The following is a 22110-nucleotide window of genomic DNA, read 5'->3' on the forward strand; positions in this document are numbered from 1 at the left end:
GCGACATGAGCAGCTATTTTGACGGCGGCGAAACGGATGTGATCATCATCGGCGGCGGCGCCACCGGCGCAGGCATTGCCCGCGACTGTGCGCGGCGCGGCCTGCGATGCATTTTGCTGGAGCGCCACGACATCGCCACCGGCGCCACCGGCCGCAACCACGGTTTATTGCACAGCGGCGCGCGCTATGCGGTGACCGACGGCGAGTCGGCGCGCGAGTGCATCGAAGAAAACCGCATCCTGAAACGCATCGCGCATCACTGTATCGAGCGTACCGACGGGCTGTTCATCACCTTGCCGCAAGACTCGCTGGACTATCAGCAGCAGTTTATCGCGGCCTGTCGCCAGGCCGACATCGACGCCGAAGCGATCGACCCGCAGCTGGCGCTGCGGTTGGAGCCGGCGGCTAACCCGGCGCTGATCGGCGCGGTGCGCGTACCGGACGGCACCGTCGATCCCTTCCGGCTGACCGCCGCCAACATGTTGGACGCGCGCGAGCACGGTGCGCAGATCCTGACCTACCACCAGGTGGTGGGATTGTTGCGCAGCGGCGATCGGGTAACGGGCGTGCGCGTTTACGACCATCAGAATCAGCGGCGCTATGAGCTGCACGCGTCGGTGGTGGTCAACGCCGCCGGTATCTGGGGCCAGCAGATCGCCGAATATGCCGATTTACGCATTCGCATGTTCCCGGCCAAGGGGGCGCTGCTGATCCTCGGCCATCGCATCAACAACATGGTGATCAACCGCTGTCGCAAACCGGCGGACGCCGACATCCTGGTGCCGGGCGACACCATCTCGCTGATCGGCACCACCTCGACCCATATCGACTACGACCAAATTGACAACATGCTGGTGACCCCGCAGGAGGTGGACATTCTGATCCGCGAGGGGGCGCTGTTGGCGCCCACCCTGGCGCAGACCCGTATTCTGCGCGCCTATGCCGGGGTGCGGCCGCTGGTCGCCAGCGACGACGATCCCAGCGGGCGCAACGTCAGCCGCGGCATCGTGCTGCTCGATCACGCCGCCCGCGACGGGCTGGAAGGGTTTATCACCATCACCGGCGGCAAGCTGATGACCTACCGCCTGATGGCGGAGTGGGCCACCGACAAGGTGTGCGAAAAGCTTGGCGTAAACCGTCCGTGCACCACCGCGCAGGACGCGTTGCCCGGATCCCGCCAGTCGGCGGAGGAAACGGTGCGCAGCGTGGTTTCACTGCCCGCCAGCATCCGTGGTTCGGCGATTTACCGCCACGGCGATCGCGCCAGCCAGGTGCCGGCGGCCGATCGGCTCGACACCAGCCTGGTGTGCGAATGCGAGGCGGTGACCGCCGGGGAAGTGCGTTATGCGGTCAATTCGCTGACCGTCAATAACCTGGTGGATCTGCGCCGCCGCACCCGCGTCGGCATGGGCACCTGCCAGGGCGAACTCTGCGCCTGCCGCGCCGCCGGGCTGCTGACGCGCTTTAACGTCAGCACGCCGCAGCAATCCATCGCGCAGCTGTCGCAGTTCCTCAACGAACGCTGGAAAGGCGTACGGCCGATCGCCTGGGGCGATGCGCTGCGCGAGAGCGAATTTACCAGCTGGGTTTACCAGGGATTATGCGGGCTTGAAGCCCAGGCCGACCAGGAGCAGGAGGCAGATGATGCGATTTGACGTCGTGGTGATTGGCGGCGGTCTGGCGGGCCTGAGCTGCGCCATTGCCGTGGCCGAACAGGGCAAGCGCTGCGCGGTGGTCAGTTCTGGCCAGAGCGCGCTCTACTTCTCCTCCGGCTCGCTCGACCTGTTGGCGAGATTGCCGGACGGCACGCCGGTCGAGATGCCGCTGGCGGCGTTGCCGCAGCTGGCGCAGCAGGCGCCGCAGCATCCGTATGCCCTGATCGGGCCCGGCCGGGTGGCGGCGCTGTCCGCTGCCGCACAGCGGCTGCTGGCGCGCTGCGGGTTGAACCTGCAGGGGGAGGGAACCAATAACCATCTGCGCATTACGCCGCTGGGCACGCGCCGCGCCACCTGGCTCAGCCCGCAGGCGATCCCGACGCTGCCGCTGACCGGCCAACTGCCGTGGCGGCGCATCGCGGTGATCGGCATCGAAGGGTTCCTCGACTTCCAGCCGCAGATGGCCGCCGATTCCCTGAGCCGCGAGCTCGGCGTGCAGACGGACGTGGCCTATCTGCACATGCCGGCGCTGGACAGATTGCGCAATAACCCCAGTGAGTTCCGCGCGGTGAACATCGCCCGGGTACTGGATTTGATGGAAAGCCTGCCGCCGATGGCCGAAGAGCTGCGGCGGCTGGCGGGCGAGGCCGAGGCGCTCTTCCTGCCGGCCTGTCTGGGCCTGGAGGACGATGCGTCGCTGGCGGTGTTGCAGGATGCGGTCGGCAAACCGATCCGACTGCTGCCGACGTTGCCGCCTTCGGTGCCCGGCATGCGCTTGCATCAGGCGCTGCGGCGGCGTTTTCAGCAGCTGGGCGGCATTTTCATGCCCGGCGACAGCGTGCTGCGCGCCGAGAGCGAGGCCGGCCGCATCATCGGTTTGTACACCCGCAACCACGGCGATATTCCGCTGCGAGCGCAGCAGGTGGTGCTGGCCAGCGGCAGCTTCTTCAGCAATGGGCTGGTGGCCGATTTCGACCGGGTGCGTGAGCCGATCTTTGGGCTGGACGTACACAGCCGGGCGGATCGCGCCGACTGGAGCCGACGCGAGCTGTTCGCGCCGCAGCCTTACCTGCAGTTCGGCGTGCGTACCGACGGCAGGCTGCGGGCGATGAAGCAGGGAGTGCCGTTCGACAACCTGTACGCCATCGGCGCGGTCGCCGGTGGCTACGATCCGCTGCAGCAGGGCTGCGGCGCCGGCGTGTCATTGATCGGCGCGCTGCACGTCGCGCAGCAGATCGCCGCGGAGGAGAACGTATGAGCCTGCATCGGGACCACAGCTTTGAAAGCTGCATCAAATGCACCGTCTGCACCACTTACTGCCCGGTCGCCAAAGTGAACCCGCTCTACCCGGGGCCGAAACAGGCGGGGCCGGACGGCGAGCGGCTGCGGCTGAAAGACCCGGCGCTGTACGACGAAGCGCTGAAATACTGCACCAACTGCAAACGTTGTGAAGTGGCCTGCCCGTCCGACGTCAAAATCGGCGACATTATTCAACGCGCCCGCGCCGACTTCGCCCAGAGCAAGCCGACGCTGCGCGATGCCATACTCAGCCATACCGATATCATGGGATCGCTGTCGACGCCGTTTGCGCCGATCGTCAACGCCGCCACCGGGTTGAAACCGGTGCGCAAGCTGCTGGACAAGGCGCTGAAGATCGATCACCGTCGTGAGCTGCCGAAATATTCCTTCGGCACCTTCCGCCGCTGGTACCGGCAACAGGCGCAGGCTCAGCAGCGTTACGCTGAGCAGGTGGCATTCTTCCACGGTTGCTTCGTCAACTATAACCACCCGCAGCTGGGCAAGGATTTGGTCCGGGTGTTCAACGCGCTGGATATCGGCGTGCAGCTGCTGAAACGCGAGAAATGCTGCGGCGTGCCGCTGATCGCCAACGGGTTTATCGAGCAGGCTAAAAAGCAGGCCAGGGTCAATGCCGAATCGCTGCAGGAAACGGTGCTGGAGCGCGGCATTCCGGTGGTGGCGACCTCATCGAGCTGCACCTTCACCCTGCGTGACGAATACCCTCATCTGCTGGACGTAGACACCACTGCGGTGCGCGATCGGGTGGAGCTGGCGACGCGCTATCTCTATCGCCTGATCAATCAGGGGCGCAGCCTGCCGCTCAAGCGCACGCCGCTGCGGGTGGCTTATCACACGCCTTGCCATATGGAGAAGATGGGCTGGACCGCCTACACCCTGGAGCTGCTGCGGCAGATACCGGGGCTGGAGCTGGTGGTGCTGGATTCGCAGTGCTGCGGCATCGCCGGCACCTACGGGTTCAAATCGGAGAACTACGCCACGTCGCAAGGCATCGGCGCGCCGCTGTTCCGGCAGATAGAAGAGAGCGGGGTGGATCTGGTGGTGACCGACTGCGAAACCTGCAAATGGCAGATAGAAATGTCCACCAGCAAGCGCTGCGAACATCCGATCACCCTGCTGGCGCAGGCGCTGGTATAAAAACGAAAGGGCCGGCAAACCGGCCCTCTGTGGGATTACTGCTTCAGCTTCAGGGTGGAGATGATGCCTTCGGCTTCGGTCTGCGCCTGCTGCTGATTGTCCGCCGGCAGCGTCACCTGAATGGTCAGCATGTTGTTGTTCAGCGAGCCGATCAGGACGGAAGAATAAGCCTTTTCACCGCCGCTGGTGATGATACTGTCCAACTGACGCAGCGGCACGCCGTTGACGTCGAGCGCCTTGTTGGTGATCACCTGCAGGTTGGCGTCACGCGCGCGCTGGGTATTCTCCAGGCGTTTGGCCAGAGTCTCCAGGCTGTCGGCGGTCTTGTCGCCCAAGATGACGATCACCGCGCGCTGGCCGGTGCTGTCTGCGTAAACATGCATGTTGTTGGCCTGGTTGCCCAGCTTGCCGCTCTGATCCGCCATGCCGACCGGCAGGGTGAACGCCAGTTTACCGTCCAGCAGGCTTACCTGCTGCCCGGCCGGCGCGCTGGCCGCCGCGCCGTCTGGCGCTGCCTTGGTGTCTTTGGTGTTGCCGTCGCAGGCCGCGAGGCCAAGCGCCAGCAGGCTGATACCCATCAATTTCGCTACTTTACGCATCGGGCTTCCTTCTTCCTTTCCGGTAGGGATTCACTGTCGTATCGCAACCTATTCCAGGTTGAAATGCAAGGCAGATGTTGTCACAAGTTTTTTTCCAGTAATAGCCGATAATCAGCCACTTCGCCTTTCTTTTCCAGTTGAACAATCTGATAGTGGTGGGTGAGCAGCATCGTCAGCATGGCGCGGAACCGGTTACGGGTTTTGACCGTCAGTTGGCGATAGCCCTGCGCCCGAGCCCAGCGTTCCTGTTCGGCCAACAAGGCCTGCGCCACGCCGTGGCGACGGAATGCCGGCAGCACGCCAGCCAGCCAGCTGTAAAACACCGTTTCCTGCCGTTGATAACCGAGTTTGAAACCGGCCGGCTGCCCGTCTATCTCGGCGATCAACAGGCTGGCGGGGGCGGTGCCGATACGCTGCTGCAGATCGGCCAGGCTATGCAGGCCGCCGAATTCGGGGATGCGTTGATAAAGGCGGTGGATTTCTTCGAGCGTGGTGGTGCGGACGATTGGGGTCATGAGCGGCCTCCAAGGATAAGGCCGCCCAGAATAGCATGGCTCAGCTCGGCTGCAGGCTGCCGCTGCGCGCCGCGATGCGTTTGAGCAGCATGTTCAGCAACACGCCGTACATCGGCAAGAAGAACAGCAGGCAGATCATCACCTTGAAGCTGTAATCCACCAGCGCAATCTCCACCCAGTTGTTGGCCATGAAGGGATCGCTGCTCTTGTAGAAGGCGATGAAGAAGAACGCCAGCGTATCGCTGATGTTGCCGAGGAACATCGCCGCCGCCGGCGCCACCCACCAGGCGCTGCGTTGGCGCAGACGGTTAAAGACGTGTACGTCGAGGATCTGGCCGAGCACATAGGCCATAAAGCTGGCCACGGCGATGCGCGCCACGAACAGGTTAAAACTGCTCAGCGCCGCGAAGCCCTGCCATTCTCCCTGATAGGTGACGGTGGAGATCACATAAGAGATGAACAGCGCCGGCACCATCACCGCCAGGATAATACGTCGCGCCAGCGGCGCGCCGAAGATGCGCACGGTCAGATCGGTCGCCAGGAAGATAAACGGGAAGGTAAAGGCGCCCCAGGTGGTATGGAAGCCGAAAACGGTGATCGGCAGCTGCACCAGGTAGTTGCTGGAGGTAATGATGGCGATATGAAACAGCGAAAGCCAGACCAACGCCGTGAAGCGCTGCTGTGCGGTAAACGAATACATGTTGTAGCCTTTTTAGCAGTGGGGTGAGGGAACCCAGTGTGTCTTGTCAAAACAGCAAAAAACGCTGCGCGGCGGCATGATACGCGTTTGCGCAACCAATGCAATGGTTAAATTTAACGCAAACGTTAACGCATCTTGCGCAGAAAAACTACCGGCGTAAACTAGGCGCTAATGAGATGCGGCGAGCGTTCGCCGATCGTTTTGAACGAGAAAAATTGCATGACTGACTTATTTGCCCAGGCAGACCAGACGCTCGACGCGCTGGGGCTGCGTTGCCCAGAACCGGTGATGATGGTGCGTAAAACCGTGCGCCATATGGACAACGGCGAAACGCTGCTGATTATTGCCGACGATCCGGCTACCACCCGCGATATCCCGGGGTTCTGCCGCTTTATGGAGCATACGCTGGTGGCGCAGGAGACCGAGCAGGCGCCATACCGTTATCTGCTGCGTAAAGGCGTATAACGGCGGCGCGGCCGAGTTAAAAGTTCCTTCCCCCAAATGACAACGGGCGCGGTATGCCGCGCCCGTGTTTGTTTCAGAGCTTAGCTGCGCTTTCTCAACAGCCGCAGCGCGTTGGCGGTGACCAGCGCGGTGGCGCCGGAGTCGGCCAGCACCGCCAGCCACAGCCCGGTTAACCCCAGCAGGCTGGTGATCAGGAAGACCCCTTTCAACCCCAGCGCGATGGTGATGTTTTGCCGGATATTGGCGTGGGTGGCGCGCGAGATGCGGATCATTTCCGCGACGCCCACCAGTCGGTTGTGGGTCAGGGCGGCGTCGGCGGTCTCCAGCGCCACGTCGGTGCCGCTGCCCATGGCGATGCCGATGTTGGAGGCTTTCATCGCCGGGGCGTCGTTGATGCCGTCGCCGATCATCGCCGTCGGGCGCAGTTCGCTCAGTTCGGTGACCGCGCTGACCTTATCTTCCGGCAACAGACCGGCACGATAGTCGAGGCCCAGCTCGCCGGCGATCGCTGCGGCGGCGCGCGGGTTATCCCCGGTCAGCATCACGCCGCGAATACCCAGCGCGTTCAGTTCGGCTATCGCCTGTTTGGCGTCGCTGCGTAGCGTATCACGCAGCGCCAGCAAGCCGATGGGCGCGCCGTCTTCCAGCACCACCACCGCCGTTTTACCGGCGTTTTCCAGCTTGTCTACCTGGCTCTGCCATTGTGTGGCGAGCAGGCCCGGCGCCAGCTTGCCCGGCGCACTGATCAGCACGGTCTTGCCGTCCACGATCCCTTCCACACCGACGCCGGCCAGCGCGCGGCGCGCCTGCGCCAGCGGCAGCTCAGCCCCGCTTGCGGCGGCGCGGTTGATGATCGCTTGCGCCAGCGGGTGATGTGAACCGGCCTCTACCGCGGCGGCAAGCTGCAACAGCCGTTGTTCGGTCAGCGCGCCGATGGGCAGCACGTCGGTGACCGTCGGCTTGCCTTCGGTCAGGGTGCCGGTTTTATCGAAGGCGATGGTTTGAATCTGGCCCAGTTGCTCCAGCGCCGCGCCGCCTTTAATCAGCGCGCCGCGCCGCGTGGCGGCCGCCAGCCCGGATGTGATGGCCGCCGGCGTCGAGATCACCAGCGCGCATGGACAGCCGATCAGCAGCAGCGTCAGGCCGCGATAGATCCAGGTCTCCCACGGCTGCGAGAACAGCAGTGGCGGTACCAGGATCACCGCGACGGCCAGCAGCATGATGGCTGGGGTGTAATAGCGGCTGAAGCGATCGAGGAAGCGTTCGATCGGCGCGCGGCGTTCTTCGGCCTCTTCAATCAGCTGCAAAATGCGGTCGATGGCATTTTTGCCGGGCTCGGAAATCACCTTCATCTGTGCCGCCTGATCGACGGACAGGCTGCCGGCGGCCACTTTTTCCCCTTGTTGACGCTCGACCGGCACCGATTCGCCGGTCAGGGCGCTTTCGTCAAAGCTGGCGAACGGATTGAGCAGCTCGGCGTCGGCCGGCAGGCGCCCGCCGGGCGCGATTTCAATCACATCGCCAGGGCGCAGGCTGGCGACCGGCACGCGTTTGCGTTCCGTGCCTTGCAGCAGCAGCGCATCTTCCGGCACCAGCTCCATCAGCGCCTTCACCCCGCGCCGCGCACGGTTGGCGGCGTAGGATTCCAGCAGCTCGCCGACCATAAACAGCAGCAGCACCATCGCCGCCTCGGCGGTGGCGCCAATAAACAGCGCGCCGATGGCCGCCACGCTCATCAGCGTTTCGATGGCGAACGGCGTGCCGGAGCGAATCAGACGTAGCGCCTTGGCGGCGACCGGCGCCAACCCGACCAGCGTGGTGGCGATAAAGGCGATGCGACCCAGCTCCGGGTTAATCCGATCCAGCACCCAGCTGACCACCATCAGGGTAGTTAACAACAGCAGCGGCGCAAATTCGCCGAAGCGCGAGGCTTTTGGCGCGGCATCTTTGGCGGTCTGAGTGCCGAGCAGGGTAAAACCGGCCTGGGCGACCGCGTCCTGGATCCGCAGGCTGAGATCGGACTGTGCGTCGACCACCAGTTTTTCAGTGGCGAACAATACGCGTGCGCTGTCAACGCCGGGGAGCGCGGTGACGGCATTTTCGATTTTCTTGGCGCAGCTGGGGCAGTCCATACCGGTGACTTTCCAGCTGAAACGTTGGCTGCCGGAAGGGGGAGCGGCGGCCAGCCTGTCGCTTTCCTCGTCCGGATCGTCGGGCGCGCTGGCGCAGCAGCCGCTATCGCCATGATCGTGATGATGGTGGGCGTGTTCGGCCTGTACGGCTGCGCTTTTCGGCTCACTGCTGCAGCCATGCTGCGTTTTGCTGTGGCTGTGGTTGCAGCCGCACCCGCCTTCGGCGTGGTGATGTTCCTGATGATTATGGTTTTGCTGATTGTGCATAACGTCCCCCTTCGGGCTGTTAAACGGGTTTGCTCAGCTGACTCTACACCCTGGAGTCCACTCCAGAGTCAAGCGCCGGATGAGAATTATTGCTAACGGCGTTCGGGCGTAGAAAAGGGGGATTCATTCAATAATGAATAATGCGAATTTAAATATATCGGCTTTTCTTATCCCCTATTTGGGCGAAAAGGCTCGCTGCCGTTAGTTTAAATAAGAAAATAATATTCCTATAGAAACTAAAAAATCGCCCGACCTAATAATAAAGAGTTATTAATCTATAACGCTTTAGCAAAATTTACCTTTCCCCCTAAGTAAAGCCAGCATGATTCGCTTGAGTCTGCAGGCCGCGTTGCTATTGAAGTTTGGTGCCAACTTATCCTCATCAAGTTTCGTTTGCTTTGTAAAGAAGCCTAAAAAGCAGCATAACAAACTTTCGTTGCGATAATAAATGGTTGATTATTTTATGTGCAGTTTTACGGTCCTGCCTATAATTGGAATCGATTACCATTTTTAATGGTGATCTTATTTGCTGATATATATGCATTAATTCTACCTAACACACTGCCGGTAACGGCGCATAAGCCCCTTCCAGCAAGCTTGAGGTTCATTAACCGTGGCTTACGGGGAGGTTATGTCTATCTGTCTGATTGATATCAATCAGGTAATGAGTGGAATCGAACCAATGCAATCTACTAAAAAGGCAATTGAAATTACTGAATCCAGCCTCGCGGCCGCGACAACCGGTTACGATGCTGTAGACGACCTGCTGCATTATCATGAGCGGGGTAACGGGATTCAGATTAATGGCAAGGATTCATTTTCTAACGAGCAAGCTGGGCTGTTTATTACCCGCGAGAACCAAACCTGGAACGGATACAAGGTATTTGGCCAGCCGATCAAATTAACCTTCTCCTTCCCGGATTATAAGTTCTCTTCCACTAACGTCGCCGGCGACACCGGGCTGAGCAAGTTCAGCGCGGAACAGCAGCAGCAGGCTAAGCTGTCGCTGCAGTCCTGGGCCGACGTCGCCAATATCACCTTCACCGAAGTGGCGGCCGGACAAAAGGCCAATATCACCTTCGGCAACTACAGCCAGGATCGCCCCGGCCACTATGATTACGGCACCCAGGCCTACGCCTTCCTGCCGAACACCATTTGGCAGGGCCAGGATCTGGGGGGCCAGACCTGGTACAACGTCAATCAGTCCAACGTCAAGCATCCGGCGACCGAAGACTACGGCCGCCAGACGTTCACCCATGAAATTGGCCATGCACTGGGCCTGAGCCACCCGGGCGATTACAACGCCGGTGAAGGCAACCCGACCTACCGCGACGTCACTTACGCGGAAGATACTCGTCAGTTCAGCCTGATGAGCTACTGGAGTGAAACCAATACCGGTGGCGACAACGGCGGTCATTACGCCGCGGCTCCGCTGCTGGATGACATTGCCGCCATTCAGCACCTGTATGGCGCCAACCTGTCGACCCGCACCGGCGACACCGTGTACGGCTTTAACTCCAACACCGGTCGTGACTTCCTCAGCACCACCAGCAACTCGCAAAAAGTGATCTTTGCGGCCTGGGATGCGGGCGGCAACGATACCTTCGATTTCTCCGGTTACACCGCTAACCAACGCATCAACCTGAACGAGAAGTCGTTCTCCGACGTGGGCGGCCTGAAGGGCAACGTGTCGATCGCCGCCGGTGTGACCATTGAGAACGCCATTGGCGGTTCCGGCAACGACGTGATCGTCGGCAACGCGGCCAATAACGTGCTGAAAGGCGGCGCGGGTAACGACGTGCTGTTCGGCGGCGGCGGGGCGGATGAGCTGTGGGGCGGTGCCGGTAAAGACATCTTCGTGTTCTCTGCCGCCAGCGATTCCGCCCCGGGCGCTTCAGACTGGATCCGCGACTTCCAGAAAGGGATCGACAAGATTGATCTGTCGTTCTTCAACAAAGAGGCGCAGAGCAGCGACTTCATTCACTTCGTCGATCACTTCAGCGGCGCGGCCGGTGAAGCGCTGCTGAGCTACAACGCGTCCAACAACGTGACCGATTTGTCGGTGAACATCGGGGGGCATCAGGCGCCGGACTTCCTGGTGAAAATCGTCGGTCAGGTAGACGTCGCCACTGACTTTATCGTGTAACGCAGCAACGGAGCGCCCGGCGCAGTCTCGGCCGGGCGTGATGTGGGAGCCGGTATGAAAGGTACTTTAACGCGCGCCGCCCTGGCGGCGGGAGGCATGATGGTGACGAGTGCGGTGATGGCCGGCAGTCTGGCGCTGCCGACCGCGCAGTCGCTGGCGGGGCAATGGCAGGTAGCCGACAGCGAAAGGCAATGCCAAATCGAGTTTCTGGCCAATGAGCAAAGCGAGACCAACGGCTACCAGCTGGTGGATCGGCAGCGTTGTCTGCAAAGCGTATTTGCGGCCGAGGTGGTGGGCTGGCGCCCGGCGCCGGACGGCATCGCCCTGCTGCAGGCGGATGGCAGCACGCTGGCGTTCTTCTCGCGCGACGGCGATCTGTACCGCAATCAGCTGGGTGCGGGTGATGCCCTGACGTTGAAAGCGCTGGCTTGATGAAGAAACGGGTTCGGCGCGCCGAACCCGCGGCAGGTCTCTACAGGTAGAGCGAACGCACGATCAGGAAGTGGCCGGAAAAGTAACAGAAAGCCACGATGGCGTCCGCCGCGCGGAAGGTGAAGCGGTAACGGTTGAGCAGCCAAACCACGTTGGCCAGCAGCAGCAGCGAGGTGCCGGCCAGCAGCGAGAAGCCGAAATCGGTGCTGCGCAGGAAATATTGCTCGCCTGCCAGCCAGACCATCAGCAGCGTCATCGCCACGTAGGTGACGATTGGCCAGCGCATCTCTTCCAGCCGGGTCCAAAGGGTGGCTAGCAGCAATGCACCGATCGCCAGCAGCGCCAGCGGCAGCGGCCAGAACAGACTGAACGTCATCTGGCTGGCGAAACTCAGGGTGTACAGCAAGTGGGACAGGAAAAAGGCGCCGATGGCGTACAGCACTCGCTCGCGCGGCAGCAGGAGCAGCGCATCGCCGATCAGCGTCGTCAGCAGGCCGAGTACGATCAGATAACCCGCCGCGCTGAGCACCGGCGCCTGCCAGGCAAGCAGCAACAGCAGCAACAGCGTGACGGGTTTGAACACCCAACGCTGCCAGCGCGGCCCGCGGTAAGAGGCGTCGACGAACAGCCAACCGGAAAAGAATACGGCAAGGAACGGCCAACTCATTGATGTCATCCTTATGTAGGAGGGAGCCGCAACCACCGGCTCCAAACTGTCACCCATGTCACTTCTTATTTCAGTGTAGGTAGCCTGCCGACGATCGACAATGCTTTCTTGAGAATGCTATGTTTACGCCGATTTGGCCGTGAAGGAAATGGGAAACCGATGAGTAAGCCACCGTTATTTTTTGTCGCCGTCATTGCGTTGATCGCCGTGCTGGCCACGCAACGCTACTTCAAACAGCGCCAGCAGGAGGCGGAAAACGATCGTGCGCCGATGCGCAGTCTGCAGGTGACGGTGAGCGACAAGCGGAGCTTCCCGGTCGCCAAGACCCGTGCGCCGCAGCGCGAGCCGTTGGTCAACGAGCCGATGTATTACGAGGTGGTGTTCAGCCCGAACCAGGGCGGTGAAGACATTACGCTGCGGCTGAAGCAATGGCAGTACAACCCGATAGAAAAAGGCGCGCACGGCACGTTAAACATGCAGGGCACGCGCTTCGTCTCGTTCACCGTTCAGCCGTAGCGGTCACTTTTTCTTGATGGGCGGCTGTTTCTTTTGCCAGGCCAGCAGCTCAAACACGCCAAAGATAAAGATCTTGGCCTCTTGCCAGTAGCTGATCGGCTGATCCTTCGGCTGGGTGGATTTCAACAGCACCAGCTGCAGGCCGTGCATCACCACCATAAAAAACAGCGCCACGTCGATGAAATACTTCAGCGGCTTGGGAAACGGATGGAACAGGTTAGAGAGCAGGAAGCCCCATACGCACAGCATCAGCAGGCGGCCCAGATTAATCAGCATGGTCGGTTTTCTCTTTCGAACGAAGATAAAGGCGATAAGCCACCTGACCGGCGACCTTCTCCCGGTGCAACTGCCAGCTGGCAGGCACGTCCGCCGCGGCGCTTTCCGCCTCGGCTTCTACATAGATCCATGCCTCGTCGGCCAGCCAGCCACGCTGCTCCAGCAACAAGACGGTCTCCGCCAGCAGGCCTTTGCGAAACGGCGGATCGAGGAACACCACGTCAAACGGTTGACCGTCGCCCGCCAGCCAGCTCAGCGCGTTGGTGTTGATAACCACCCCTTTGCCCTGCAGCAGCGCCAGATTTTTTTCCAGTTGCTGAGCCACCGGCCGTTCGAATTCCAGCAGCGTGGCGCTGCCGGCATAGCGCGATAGCGCTTCCAGCCCTAATGCGCCACTGCCGGCGAAGCAGTCCAGGCAGCGCGCGCCCTGAATCACCGGCGCCAGCCAGTTGAACAGGGTTTCACGCACCCGATCGGTGGTGGGGCGCAGCCCCGGGCTGTTTGGCACCGGGAGTTTGCGGCCGCGCCATTGGCCGCCGATGATGCGGATCTGTCCGGCTGCGGCCTGGGGCGGCTTTTTGGCCGCGGCCCGTGGCGAGAGTCTTGTCATAAGCGTTGTTTGATTTCTTTTGCGGCGCGGGGCCGCAGAGGTTAACGAAAAGTTGTCCCTATTCTACCGGTGACGGGCGTCGGGGGGAACGGTAAAACGTTGTTGTCTGATTTCACACCGGAAAGCATGCCGGATGCGTGTTGCTGCGCGAGGGAAAGTGATAGACTCGGCGGATTATTGTCAGCATATATCCTTCAGGTATGTAGGGTAAGCGAGCCTTCGGTACGGAGTAGAGTCATAACATGGCAAAAGATAAGAAACGTGGGTTTTTCTCCTGGCTGGGCTTTGGCCAGAAGGAAAAGGAAGAAGAGCAACAGCAACCTGAGCAGCCGGTAGAGCAGGCGGAACCTCAGGCCGCGGAGACGCCGGCTGAACCGGCCGCCGTCAAGCTGGATGACAAGCTCCCCGCCCAGGAATCTGAACCTGCCGCCTCCGTCGACACCCCGGGGGAGTGGGATAACGGTCAGGCCGGCGAGCAAATCGCGGAAAACCTGCCGGCGGCGGCTGAACATCCGGCGGCGCCGCAAGCGTTGGCTGAAGAGATCGTCAGCGTCACCGAGCAAGTGGTGGCGCAGCAGCAACCGGTGGTTGAACCTGAGCCGGTCGTCGAGCCTGAGCCGGTCGTCGAACCTGAGCCGGTGGTCGAGCCTGAGCCGGTGGTCGAGCCTGAGCCGGTGGTTGAGCCCGAGCCGGTGGTTGAGTCCGAGCCGGTCGTCGAACCTGAGCCGGTCGTCGAACCCGAGCCGGTGGTTGAACCCGAGCCGGTCGTCGAACCTGAGCCGGTCGTTGAACCCGAGCCGGTCGTTGAACCCGAGCCAATCGTCGAACCTGAACCGGAGCCGGAAGAAGCGCCGCTTGAACCTGTGGTGCCGGCCGCGGCGCAAGAACAGGAAAGGCCGACCAAAGAAGGCTTCTTCGCCCGCCTGAAGCGCAGCCTGCTGAAGACCAAACAAAACCTCGGTTCCGGCTTTATGGGGCTGTTCCGCGGTAAAAAGATCGACGACGACCTGTTCGACGAGCTGGAAGAACAGCTACTGATCGCCGACGTCGGCGTGGAGACCACGCGCAAGATCATCACCTCCCTGACTCAGCACGCCAGCCGCAAGCAGCTGAAAGACGCTGAAGCGCTGTACGGCAAGCTGAAGGAGGAAATGTCCGAAATTCTGGCCAAGGTCGATCAGCCGCTGGATGTCAGCGGGAAAACCCCGTATGTCATCCTGATGGTCGGCGTGAACGGCGTGGGTAAAACCACCACCATCGGCAAGCTGGCGCGTCAATTCCAGGCGGAAGGCAAGTCGGTGATGCTGGCGGCGGGGGATACCTTCCGCGCCGCCGCGGTGGAGCAGCTGCAGGTGTGGGGTGAACGCAACCGCATTCCGGTGGTGGCGCAGCATACCGGCGCGGATTCCGCTTCGGTGATCTTCGATGCGGTGCAGGCCGCCAAGGCGCGCGGCATCGATGTGTTGATCGCCGATACCGCCGGCCGTCTGCAGAATAAATCGCACCTGATGGAAGAGCTGAAGAAGATCGTCCGCGTCATGAAAAAACTGGACGACCAGGCCCCCCATGAGGTTATGCTGACGCTCGATGCCAGCACCGGCCAGAATGCGGTCAGTCAGGCGAAATTATTTAATGAGGCCGTGGGCTTAACCGGCATCACGCTGACTAAACTGGACGGTACCGCCAAGGGCGGGGTGATCTTCGCCATCGCCGATCAGTTCGGTATCCCGATCCGCTATATCGGCGTCGGGGAAGGCATCGAAGATTTGCGGCCGTTTAAGGCTGACGATTTTATTGAGGCACTTTTTGCCCGAGAGGATTAATACGGATGATTCGCTTTGAACAGGTCAGTAAAGCTTATCTGGGCGGACGGCAAGCGCTGCAGGGGGTTGATTTCCATCTGCGCCCGGCGGAAATGGCGTTTCTGACCGGCCATTCCGGCGCGGGGAAAAGTACCCTGCTGAAACTGATTTGCGGTATCGAACGGCCCAGCGCCGGCCACATCTGGTTTGGCGGGCACGACATCAGCCGTTTGAAAAACCGCGAGGTGCCGTTCCTGCGTCGGCAGATCGGCATGATCTTCCAGGATCACCACCTGCTGCTGGATCGCACGGTGTATGACAACGTGGCGATGCCGCTGATCATCGCCGGCGCCAGCACCGAAGATATCCGCCGCCGCGTTTCCGCCGCGTTGGACAAAGTCGGTTTGCTGGATAAAGCGAAAAACTTCCCGATTCAGCTGTCCGGCGGTGAGCAGCAGCGCGTGGGCATCGCCCGCGCGGTGGTGAACAAGCCGGCGGTGCTGCTGGCGGATGAACCGACCGGTAACCTGGATGATGCGCTGTCGGAAGGCATTCTGCGCCTGTTTGAAGAATTCAACCGCGTCGGCGTGACCGTACTGATGGCGACGCACGACACCGGGCTTATCGCCCGTCGCAATTACCGCATCCTGACGCTGAGCCAGGGCCGCATGCAGGGGGGCGCTCACCATGGCCAATAACGCAAAAACCGCCAAGAGCAAGGCGCTGCGCGGCGGCTGGCGCGAACAGTGGCGTTATGCCTGGATGAACGCCATCAAAGACATGCTGCGCCAGCCGTTGGCGACGCTGCTGACGGTGATGGTGATCGCCATTTCCCTGACGCTGCCGAGCGTGTGCTACATCGTGTGGAAAAACGTCAGCACCGCGGCCAGCCAGTGGTACCCGACGCCGCAACTGACGGTCTACCTGGATAAATCGCTCGATGACGACGCGGCGCTGAAAGTGCTCGACGCCATCAAGGCGGAAGCCGGCGTGGAGAAGGTGAACTACCTGTCGCGTGAAGAAGCGCGCGGCGAGTTCCGTAACTGGTCGGGCTTTGGCGGCGCGCTGGACATGCTGGAAGAGAACCCGTTGCCGGCGGTGGCGATCGTCACGCCGAAGATGAGCTTCCAGAGTTCGGACACCCTCAACACCCTGCGCGATCGCGTAGCGGCGGTGCAGGGCGTGGAAGAAGTGCGTATGGATGACAGCTGGTTTGCCCGCCTGGCGGCGCTGACCGGGCTGGCGGGCCAGATCGCGGCGATCATCGGCGTGCTGATGATCGTGGCGGTGTTCCTGGTGATCGGCAACAGCGTGCGTCTGAGCATCTTCAGCCGTCGCGACACCATCAACGTGATGAAGCTGATCGGCGCTACCGACGGCTTTATTCTGCGGCCGTTCCTCAACGGCGGGGCGATGCTGGGCTTTGCCGGCGCGCTGCTGTCGCTGGTGCTCTCCGGCGCGCTGGTGTGGCAGCTGGAGTCGGTGGTCGTCGGGGTCGCCAAGGTATTCGGCACCACCTTCACTCTGCACGGGCTGGGCTGGGATGAGGCGCTGCTGCTGCTGATCATCTCCGCGATGATCGGCTGGATCGCCGCCTGGCTGGCGACGGTGCAACATTTACGCCGATTTACACCACAGTAAGATTTTTTTGGTATACTCTTCTCCTGCTGCTTTTGATCGCGTTGCGGGAGAAGAGTGACCTCAAGCGAAGTCAGCACCATCCCTCTCTTCTTAGCGCACAAATTCCCTATCGGCCTGCACCCTCGTCACGTATTGTCAGCAACAATGCTTGCAAAAAAGGGTGAACTTATAGGGCGGAGTACGGTCAAAAATTGCAGCAAATGTTAAGGTGCCCGGCGTGTGGAACCGCTTTTGCTTCAGCAACTGCCGTAGAATCAATCATTTCCCCGCTGTAATAATCACCTGCATGATTTTGTATTCTCATAGAGAGGGTTTGAATGACCAAAGAAATGCAAACTTTAGCCTTAGTACCCCAAGGTAGCTTGGAAGCCTATATCCGGGCAGCCAACGCCTATCCGATGCTGACGGCAGAGGAAGAGCGGGAGCTGGCTGAACGGCTGCATTATCAGGGCGATCTGGATGCCGCTAAGCAGCTCATCCTGTCTCACCTGCGCTTTGTCGCTCATATTGCCCGCAACTATTCAGGCTATGGTCTGCCGCAGGCGGATCTGATTCAGGAAGGCAATATCGGCCTGATGAAAGCCGTTCGCCGCTTCAACCCTGAAGTCGGCGTGCGTCTGGTTTCCTTTGCGGTGCATTGGATTAAGGCGGAAATCCACGAGTACGTATTGCGCAACTGGCGCATCGTGAAAGTGGCGACCACCAAAGCGCAGCGCAAGCTGTTCTTTAACCTGCGCAAAACCAAACAGCGTTTGGGCTGGTTCAACCAGGACGAAGTGGAACTGGTGGCCCGCGAGCTGGGCGTAACCAGCAAAGACGTGCGCGAGATGGAATCTCGCATGGCGGCGCAGGACATGACGTTCGATCCGACTCCGGACGACGAGGCCCGCGATGGCCAGTCGATGGCGCCGGTGCTGTACCTGCAGGACAAAAGCTCGGACTTCGCCGAAGGCATCGAGGAAGATAACTGGGAAAGCAACGCCGCAGACAAACTGGCCTATGCGCTGGAAGGTCTGGACGAGCGCAGCCAGCATATCATCCGCGCCCGTTGGCTGGATGATGACAACAAATCGACGCTGCAGGAGCTGGCCGATCAGTACGGCGTTTCCGCCGAACGCGTGCGTCAGCTGGAAAAGAACGCCATGAAGAAACTCAAAATGGCGATCGAAGCCTGAGTCGATGCGAGATTCGATAAAAAAAGCCCGGCAAGCCGGGCTTTTTAGTGCCTGAAATTCGGCGTTATGGCGCCACGGCGGTGAAGTCCGGCGCCGGGCAGCCGTAGCCGAATTTCGCCGCCCACGGATAACGGGTGCCGGTGTTGATATAGCGCTGATAAAGCGCACGGCCGGTTTTGGCATCACGCTTGATAACCCAGCTGGCAGCGTTACATAGCACGGCGGCATAGGCCTGGCTCTTCGGCGGCAGCAGATCGGCCGCCTGTTGCGCCAGCCCCACCGCCTGCCAGCGATAGTGCAGGAAACGGTTGTCTTCCTCCGGTAGCGCCGCCTTGGCGCGCGCCGCTTCTGCGCTGTCGATCCAGCTTTTATGCTTCAGCTCGCGAGTATCGAACGCATCCCCCAGATAGGAATAGCCGGCGCCATAGATGGCGTAATCCGGCGTCATCTCATACCCGGTAAACTCCAGCCCCTGGGCGCGCAGCAGGTTGGCGGCGCGATAGTAAGCCTGCGCGCGCGTCAGCGGCGCGGCGGATTTGTCCTTGGCCGCCTTCAGTTCGTCGGCGAACTGCTGCGCCGCTTGCCGGTAGTTGGGGATATCGAAATAGGCCAGCGCTTCCGGCGCTCGTCCGACGCGCATCAGCCGCCGCGCCAGCAGTTCGCGCAGCTGCACTTCCGGCGTGATCTGCTGGCCGCCGTAGTCGTCCGGATTAACCGGCTTGAGCGGCGTCGTCGGCGCCGGGGCGTGCTTATCGACAAAGCCTTTCAACTCATCGACGGTCAGCACCCGCTCCGCCACGTCGGCCACGTCGGCCCAGTAGAGCGCTTTGCCGCGATACAGCAGGTCCATCGCCTGCAGATAGTCGCCGCGGTTCAGCGCCAGGATGGCCTGTTCGCCGGCCACCCGGCACTCGGGCACGATGGTTTCTGCGACGAAGTCGGCGTTGCGTTGTTCACCCCAGCTTTCGTCGGCGGGGAACGCGCTTGCCGCCTTGGCGTAGGCGGCAGTGGCGGCTTTCACGTCGCCGTCGCGCAGCGCCATTTTCGCGCGCAGCCACCACGCCAGGCCGCTGTCGCCGGCGTTTTTCAGCAGGCTCGCCGCCATCGGGTACTGCCCCGAACGGTAAGCCAACGCCGCCAGCCGATCGCTGCCGGCGAAGCCGCTTTTCACTGAGCCGTCCAGCAGCGTCAGGATCTGGCTGATGATCTGGGCGGAGCGGCCGTTGCCGTCGGTATCCGCCATTTGCAGGTTGCCGCTGCGCGCGAACAGCTCAATGGTCACCAACTGCTGGATCAACGGATCGCCGATAATCTGTTTCAGCGTGTCCAAATGGTCGGGGTTGACCAGGAGGCTGGAGACGTACTGCAGCGACTGCCCGCCGCTCGGATCGCCCTGCGCCGCCTGTTGCGCATAGAGGTGGGCGGCGGGGGCGACGTCACCCAGCCACAGGTGGATGCGCGCCTGCTGCCCAAGGCTGCTCAGCGCCAACTGATCGGGATCGGCAGCGCCGCTTTTCACCCGGTCGATCACCTGCTGGAATGCCGTCAGCGCCTGTTCAAGTTCGGCTTTAGGCGGATGCTCGGCGGCGGGAACCGCTTCACCGGATTCATTCACCGGTGTACCGTGGTCAGCCATCAGGACGCGGCCAAGCGAATACTGCGCCCGCAGTCCCCAGTCGCCCTGCTCGGCGGCCGGTAGCTTCAGCACCTGCTGGAAATAGTCTGTGGCGCGCGGATCGTGGCTGGCGAAAGCCACGGCGCCCAGTTGATAGAGACGCGCGGCGTTGGACAACCCCTGCGCATTGACGGCGTCAGCCTCTTCCACCGTTTTGGCGGCGCGCATTTTACCGATCGCGATCGTTTCCGGCGATTGCGGCATCGGTTTCGGCGGCATCGGCGGCGGCGGGGCTTGCCAGTGCGGCAACTGTTTATCCATCGGCACCAGCCGGCCGGCTTCGAAGGCGAAATTGCCCTCCGGCATATACAGCAGGGTGCCGTTGCGGTCGATCAGCAGCCGGTTAGGGAAATCCGGGCCGCAGGCATAGCCGCTCAGCGGCAGTGCGACGCCGATCAGCATGGCCAGCGGAAGAAGGCGGCGGGTGTTCCGTGCCGCGCGCGAATCAAGGTGTGACAAGGGTGCCTCCTGGCGTCAGTTGTTGGCAGCGCAGCCAACCCAACGGCCGGGATTGCCCGGCGCGCAGTTGGTCGCTGCTGATGCGAATAAAGCGTTGCTGTTGCGGTGCGGATTCCAGCCGGTAGTGGCCGACCGCGTCCGCCGCCAGGCAGTCGTCGGCGCGGATGACCACCTCTTGCGGCAGCGGGGCGTCCACCGGCCCGTTGTTGTGAATTATCAGATCATACAGCCCGTTTTGCTGTGGCTGAGGCCTAAATTTTACCTGCCAGTCGACGTTCAGCGGCCGGCGCTCGATCACCGCTCGCAGCGTGGCGAGCGACCAGGCGCGCCGATCGTCCGCCAGCGGCAGTCGGAACCAGAGAATGCCGCGTAGCCGGGGCGGCGTTTGCTGCGCCAGCGTTTGCAGAAAATCGGCGATCTGCTGCGGCGCGACCGTCAGCTCGCGCCCGTTGCCCGCCACGCGCAGCGAGGATTCGCTCTCCACCTGCGCGCCTTGCGCATCAAAACCCAACAACGCCATGCCGTAGGCCGGCAGCGCGACGCGAAACGGCTTCGGTGTGACGGCAGCGTACTGCCGCACCCAGCGCAGCGCCAGCGGGCCGTCAAACAGCCCCTGCTGTGGCGAGAGCACCGCGTGCACCTGCAGGACGGAACTGTCGGCCTGTTGCAGTACGCCGGGCAGGTTGGGTGAGCCGATCCAGGCCGGCAGGGCGGTGATGCCGAGTTGCAAAGCGGCGGGCAGCCGTTGGCGCAGCCGCTGCAGAAAGCGTTGGTAGTCCGGCAGGCGGGCGGTGGCGGCATCATGATCGATCTCGATGCCGGTGACGGGCAGCCCGGCCGCCTGCCAGCGCTGGGTGAGCGCCAGCAGGCGCTGGATAATGGCCTCTTGATCCAGCTGCGGCAGTTGGCCGTCGAGGCGGGCTACCAGCCAGAGTGGGCGGCCGTCCTGCTTCAGCAGGCTGAGATCGGCCGGGATTTCCCGCCAGCCTTCACGCGGATGCACCTGCAACGCCAGCACCCGCAGCTTGGCGAACAGATCGCGGCTGCTCGCCAGCGCATCGGCGTGCTGCGGCGTCCAAACTCGCTGCCAGACATAAACCTGCTGATCCCAGCCTGAGGCCAGGCGCTGCGCCTGCTGGCGCCCGGCGAACCAGGCCGCCAACCCCAGCGCAATCAAGACCAGCGCCGCCAGCCGGCGCTTCATTTTTGCCAGAGATCGCCCTGCGGCGCGAAGCCGCAGGCGCGCATGAAGTTATCGACTTCCCCACGTTCACGCGGCGCCAGGCCGGCGGTCGACAGCTGCCAGTGGGCGACCTGCGGCAGCTGACGCTGTGCATCCTGCACCAGATAAAGACCGACGCCGCGGCGGCGCGTCACTTCGCGTACCAGCAGATCCTGTAGTTCGGCGCGGTCGTCCTGCAGCGCAATTTTCACCGCACCCAGCAGACGCTCGTTGAAGCGGGCGGCAAACAGCGCCTTGCCGTCGCTCAGCCAGCCTTGCCACTGTTCCGGCTGCTGGTGCGGCCAAATTTTACCGAGGTCGATAAGGTCTTGCGGGGACAGCGCGGTTAGGCGCTCGATGGTCAGTTTCATGCAGAATTTCCGCGCAGCTAAATGATGTCGACAGTGTAATAGATCTTGTGCAGAGCGTTGTGTAAGTTTTTCTGTACGATTACTGTGCAATATGTTTTTTGCACGGGGCATTTTCCGAGTAAATAGTTAGTAAACGGATTGTTAACCAGCACAACGCACTACGCCTAAAGGTAAAGAGCGCAGATTTAATTCGAATTTTATCCTGTTTACACCGCTTGTTTCTGCCAGATGAAGTTGATTTGCAGAAGAAAATTCCTGTTTAATGGCATGAAAAATAAAGTCTTATTAGAAAATAATGCCGACAAAACGCCTAAATCATTATTACTTATAA

Annotated in this window: 21 protein-coding genes; 11 read left to right on the top strand and 10 right to left on the bottom strand. The window is 61.5% G+C overall.

The window, feature by feature from the left end; all coding sequences use genetic code 11:
• The first annotated feature begins 5 nt into the window (after positions 1–5).
• Genes glpA through glpC form a run of 3 tightly spaced genes read left to right on the top strand, consistent with a single transcriptional unit; the run spans position 6 to position 4109 of the window.
• Positions 6–1655 carry an anaerobic glycerol-3-phosphate dehydrogenase subunit A gene (gene glpA, locus ACMGGW_RS23740; protein ID WP_025304884.1) on the top strand — a complete coding sequence of 550 codons (1650 nt, stop codon included), beginning with the start codon at positions 6–8 and terminating at the stop codon, positions 1653–1655.
• Positions 1645–2913, top strand: coding sequence for a glycerol-3-phosphate dehydrogenase subunit GlpB (gene glpB, locus ACMGGW_RS23745; protein WP_197832522.1), 1269 nt, complete (start codon positions 1645–1647; stop codon positions 2911–2913). Before glpA ends, glpB begins: the two co-directional genes overlap by 11 nt.
• Complete coding sequence (glpC, locus tag ACMGGW_RS23750) at positions 2910–4109, top strand: anaerobic glycerol-3-phosphate dehydrogenase subunit GlpC (protein WP_043142203.1); 1200 nt, start codon at positions 2910–2912, stop codon at positions 4107–4109. Before glpB ends, glpC begins: the two co-directional genes overlap by 4 nt.
• Before the next feature lie 35 nt (positions 4110–4144).
• Here the strand turns inward: glpC and ACMGGW_RS23755 are convergent, their stop codons facing one another.
• The 3 genes from ACMGGW_RS23755 to ACMGGW_RS23765 all read right to left on the bottom strand — a co-directional run bounded on the left by ACMGGW_RS23755 (position 4145) and on the right by ACMGGW_RS23765 (position 5923).
• The gene (locus ACMGGW_RS23755) at positions 4145–4708 is read right to left on the bottom strand and encodes a DcrB family lipoprotein (RefSeq protein ID WP_025304887.1); all 564 of its coding nucleotides are present in this window, start codon (positions 4706–4708) and stop codon (positions 4145–4147) included.
• A gap of 80 nt (positions 4709–4788) precedes the next feature.
• On the bottom strand, positions 4789–5223 hold the full coding sequence (locus ACMGGW_RS23760; RefSeq protein ID WP_420279536.1) for a GNAT family N-acetyltransferase: 435 nt from the start codon (positions 5221–5223) through the stop codon (positions 4789–4791).
• A gap of 40 nt (positions 5224–5263) precedes the next feature.
• A complete protein-coding gene (locus ACMGGW_RS23765; protein WP_025304889.1) occupies positions 5264–5923 on the bottom strand; it encodes a 7-cyano-7-deazaguanine/7-aminomethyl-7-deazaguanine transporter in 660 nt (219 codons plus the stop codon).
• Positions 5924–6142: 219 nt separating this feature from the next.
• Here ACMGGW_RS23765 and tusA point away from each other — a divergent pair, with 219 nt between their 5' ends.
• Positions 6143–6388 carry a sulfurtransferase TusA gene (gene tusA, locus ACMGGW_RS23770; protein ID WP_025304890.1) on the top strand — a complete coding sequence of 82 codons (246 nt, stop codon included), beginning with the start codon at positions 6143–6145 and terminating at the stop codon, positions 6386–6388.
• Positions 6389–6468: 80 nt separating this feature from the next.
• Here the strand turns inward: tusA and ACMGGW_RS23775 are convergent, their stop codons facing one another.
• The gene (locus ACMGGW_RS23775; protein WP_148123039.1) at positions 6469–8787 is read right to left on the bottom strand and encodes a zinc/cadmium/mercury/lead-transporting ATPase; all 2319 of its coding nucleotides are present in this window, start codon (positions 8785–8787) and stop codon (positions 6469–6471) included.
• A gap of 682 nt (positions 8788–9469) precedes the next feature.
• Between ACMGGW_RS23775 and ACMGGW_RS23780 the strand changes: the two genes are divergently transcribed.
• Together ACMGGW_RS23780 and ACMGGW_RS23785 are read left to right on the top strand one after the other, a co-directional pair.
• The gene (locus tag ACMGGW_RS23780; RefSeq protein WP_025304892.1) at positions 9470–10933 is read left to right on the top strand and encodes a serralysin family metalloprotease; all 1464 of its coding nucleotides are present in this window, start codon (positions 9470–9472) and stop codon (positions 10931–10933) included.
• 54 nt (positions 10934–10987) lie between these two features.
• Positions 10988–11365, top strand: coding sequence for an AprI/Inh family metalloprotease inhibitor (locus ACMGGW_RS23785; protein WP_025304893.1), 378 nt, complete (start codon positions 10988–10990; stop codon positions 11363–11365).
• A gap of 40 nt (positions 11366–11405) precedes the next feature.
• Here ACMGGW_RS23785 and ACMGGW_RS23790 read toward each other — a convergent pair whose 3' ends face one another.
• Complete coding sequence (locus ACMGGW_RS23790) at positions 11406–12032, bottom strand: lysoplasmalogenase (protein WP_148123040.1); 627 nt, start codon at positions 12030–12032, stop codon at positions 11406–11408.
• A gap of 159 nt (positions 12033–12191) precedes the next feature.
• Between ACMGGW_RS23790 and ACMGGW_RS23795 the strand changes: the two genes are divergently transcribed.
• The gene (locus ACMGGW_RS23795; protein ID WP_025304895.1) at positions 12192–12548 is read left to right on the top strand and encodes a DUF2500 domain-containing protein; all 357 of its coding nucleotides are present in this window, start codon (positions 12192–12194) and stop codon (positions 12546–12548) included.
• 3 nt (positions 12549–12551) lie between these two features.
• Here ACMGGW_RS23795 and ACMGGW_RS23800 read toward each other — a convergent pair whose 3' ends face one another.
• On the bottom strand, positions 12552–12824 hold the full coding sequence (locus ACMGGW_RS23800) for a DUF1145 family protein (protein WP_004934327.1): 273 nt from the start codon (positions 12822–12824) through the stop codon (positions 12552–12554).
• A complete protein-coding gene (rsmD, locus tag ACMGGW_RS23805) occupies positions 12814–13434 on the bottom strand; it encodes a 16S rRNA (guanine(966)-N(2))-methyltransferase (RefSeq protein ID WP_025304896.1) in 621 nt (206 codons plus the stop codon). Before rsmD ends, ACMGGW_RS23800 begins: the two co-directional genes overlap by 11 nt.
• 242 nt (positions 13435–13676) lie before the next feature.
• Here rsmD and ftsY point away from each other — a divergent pair, with 242 nt between their 5' ends.
• The 4 genes from ftsY (at position 13677) to rpoH (ending at position 18052) form a co-directional block, all read left to right on the top strand.
• On the top strand, positions 13677–15257 hold the full coding sequence (ftsY, locus tag ACMGGW_RS23810; protein WP_148123041.1) for a signal recognition particle-docking protein FtsY: 1581 nt from the start codon (positions 13677–13679) through the stop codon (positions 15255–15257).
• Positions 15258–15262: 5 nt separating this feature from the next.
• Positions 15263–15934: a cell division ATP-binding protein FtsE gene (gene ftsE, locus ACMGGW_RS23815; RefSeq protein WP_004934337.1), complete on the top strand. Its 672-nt coding sequence runs from the start codon at positions 15263–15265 to the stop codon at positions 15932–15934.
• On the top strand, positions 15924–16877 hold the full coding sequence (gene ftsX / locus ACMGGW_RS23820; protein WP_025304898.1) for a permease-like cell division protein FtsX: 954 nt from the start codon (positions 15924–15926) through the stop codon (positions 16875–16877). Before ftsE ends, ftsX begins: the two co-directional genes overlap by 11 nt.
• Positions 16878–17194: 317 nt before the next feature.
• Entirely contained in the window at positions 17195–18052 is an 858-nt protein-coding gene (gene rpoH, locus ACMGGW_RS23825) for an RNA polymerase sigma factor RpoH (RefSeq protein ID WP_004934345.1), read from the top strand.
• Positions 18053–18116: 64 nt separating this feature from the next.
• Here the strand turns inward: rpoH and ACMGGW_RS23830 are convergent, their stop codons facing one another.
• The 3 genes from ACMGGW_RS23830 to panM are packed head-to-tail and all read right to left on the bottom strand — an operon-like array spanning position 18117 to position 21779.
• Positions 18117–20129: a hypothetical protein gene (locus tag ACMGGW_RS23830; RefSeq protein WP_420279540.1), complete on the bottom strand. Its 2013-nt coding sequence runs from the start codon at positions 20127–20129 to the stop codon at positions 18117–18119.
• Positions 20130–20172: 43 nt separating this feature from the next.
• Positions 20173–21390, bottom strand: a complete 1218-nt coding sequence (locus tag ACMGGW_RS23835) for a DUF3142 domain-containing protein (protein WP_149570521.1) — start codon at positions 21388–21390, stop codon at positions 20173–20175.
• Positions 21387–21779, bottom strand: a complete 393-nt coding sequence (gene panM, locus ACMGGW_RS23840) for an aspartate 1-decarboxylase autocleavage activator PanM (RefSeq protein WP_049209366.1) — start codon at positions 21777–21779, stop codon at positions 21387–21389. Before panM ends, ACMGGW_RS23835 begins: the two co-directional genes overlap by 4 nt.
• Positions 21780–22110: the final 331 nt, after the last annotated feature.

Origin of the sequence: Serratia sp. BNK-4, assembly GCF_048685115.1 — a bacterium.
GTDB classification, from domain to species: Bacteria; Pseudomonadota; Gammaproteobacteria; order Enterobacterales; family Enterobacteriaceae; genus Serratia; species Serratia bockelmannii.

Coding starts and splice junctions, on each gene's coding strand:
- ACMGGW_RS23790 (WP_148123040.1), bottom strand. CDS start 12,032: ATGAGTTGGCCGTTCCTTGCCGTATTCTTTTCCGGTTGGCTGTTCGTC.
- ftsE (WP_004934337.1), top strand. CDS start 15,263: ATGATTCGCTTTGAACAGGTCAGTAAAGCTTATCTGGGCGGACGGCAA.
- glpC (WP_043142203.1), top strand. CDS start 2,910: ATGAGCCTGCATCGGGACCACAGCTTTGAAAGCTGCATCAAATGCACC.
- ACMGGW_RS23785 (WP_025304893.1), top strand. CDS start 10,988: ATGAAAGGTACTTTAACGCGCGCCGCCCTGGCGGCGGGAGGCATGATG.
- ACMGGW_RS23830 (WP_420279540.1), bottom strand. CDS start 20,129: ATGCTGATCGGCGTCGCACTGCCGCTGAGCGGCTATGCCTGCGGCCCG.
- ACMGGW_RS23775 (WP_148123039.1), bottom strand. CDS start 8,787: ATGCACAATCAGCAAAACCATAATCATCAGGAACATCACCACGCCGAA.
- ACMGGW_RS23765 (WP_025304889.1), bottom strand. CDS start 5,923: ATGTATTCGTTTACCGCACAGCAGCGCTTCACGGCGTTGGTCTGGCTT.
- ACMGGW_RS23800 (WP_004934327.1), bottom strand. CDS start 12,824: ATGCTGATTAATCTGGGCCGCCTGCTGATGCTGTGCGTATGGGGCTTC.
- ftsY (WP_148123041.1), top strand. CDS start 13,677: ATGGCAAAAGATAAGAAACGTGGGTTTTTCTCCTGGCTGGGCTTTGGC.
- ACMGGW_RS23755 (WP_025304887.1), bottom strand. CDS start 4,708: ATGCGTAAAGTAGCGAAATTGATGGGTATCAGCCTGCTGGCGCTTGGC.
- tusA (WP_025304890.1), top strand. CDS start 6,143: ATGACTGACTTATTTGCCCAGGCAGACCAGACGCTCGACGCGCTGGGG.
- rsmD (WP_025304896.1), bottom strand. CDS start 13,434: ATGACAAGACTCTCGCCACGGGCCGCGGCCAAAAAGCCGCCCCAGGCC.
- ACMGGW_RS23795 (WP_025304895.1), top strand. CDS start 12,192: ATGAGTAAGCCACCGTTATTTTTTGTCGCCGTCATTGCGTTGATCGCC.
- ACMGGW_RS23760 (WP_420279536.1), bottom strand. CDS start 5,223: ATGACCCCAATCGTCCGCACCACCACGCTCGAAGAAATCCACCGCCTT.
- glpA (WP_025304884.1), top strand. CDS start 6: ATGAGCAGCTATTTTGACGGCGGCGAAACGGATGTGATCATCATCGGC.
- ACMGGW_RS23835 (WP_149570521.1), bottom strand. CDS start 21,390: ATGAAGCGCCGGCTGGCGGCGCTGGTCTTGATTGCGCTGGGGTTGGCG.
- glpB (WP_197832522.1), top strand. CDS start 1,645: ATGCGATTTGACGTCGTGGTGATTGGCGGCGGTCTGGCGGGCCTGAGC.
- panM (WP_049209366.1), bottom strand. CDS start 21,779: ATGAAACTGACCATCGAGCGCCTAACCGCGCTGTCCCCGCAAGACCTT.
- ACMGGW_RS23780 (WP_025304892.1), top strand. CDS start 9,470: ATGCAATCTACTAAAAAGGCAATTGAAATTACTGAATCCAGCCTCGCG.
- ftsX (WP_025304898.1), top strand. CDS start 15,924: ATGGCCAATAACGCAAAAACCGCCAAGAGCAAGGCGCTGCGCGGCGGC.
- rpoH (WP_004934345.1), top strand. CDS start 17,195: ATGACCAAAGAAATGCAAACTTTAGCCTTAGTACCCCAAGGTAGCTTG.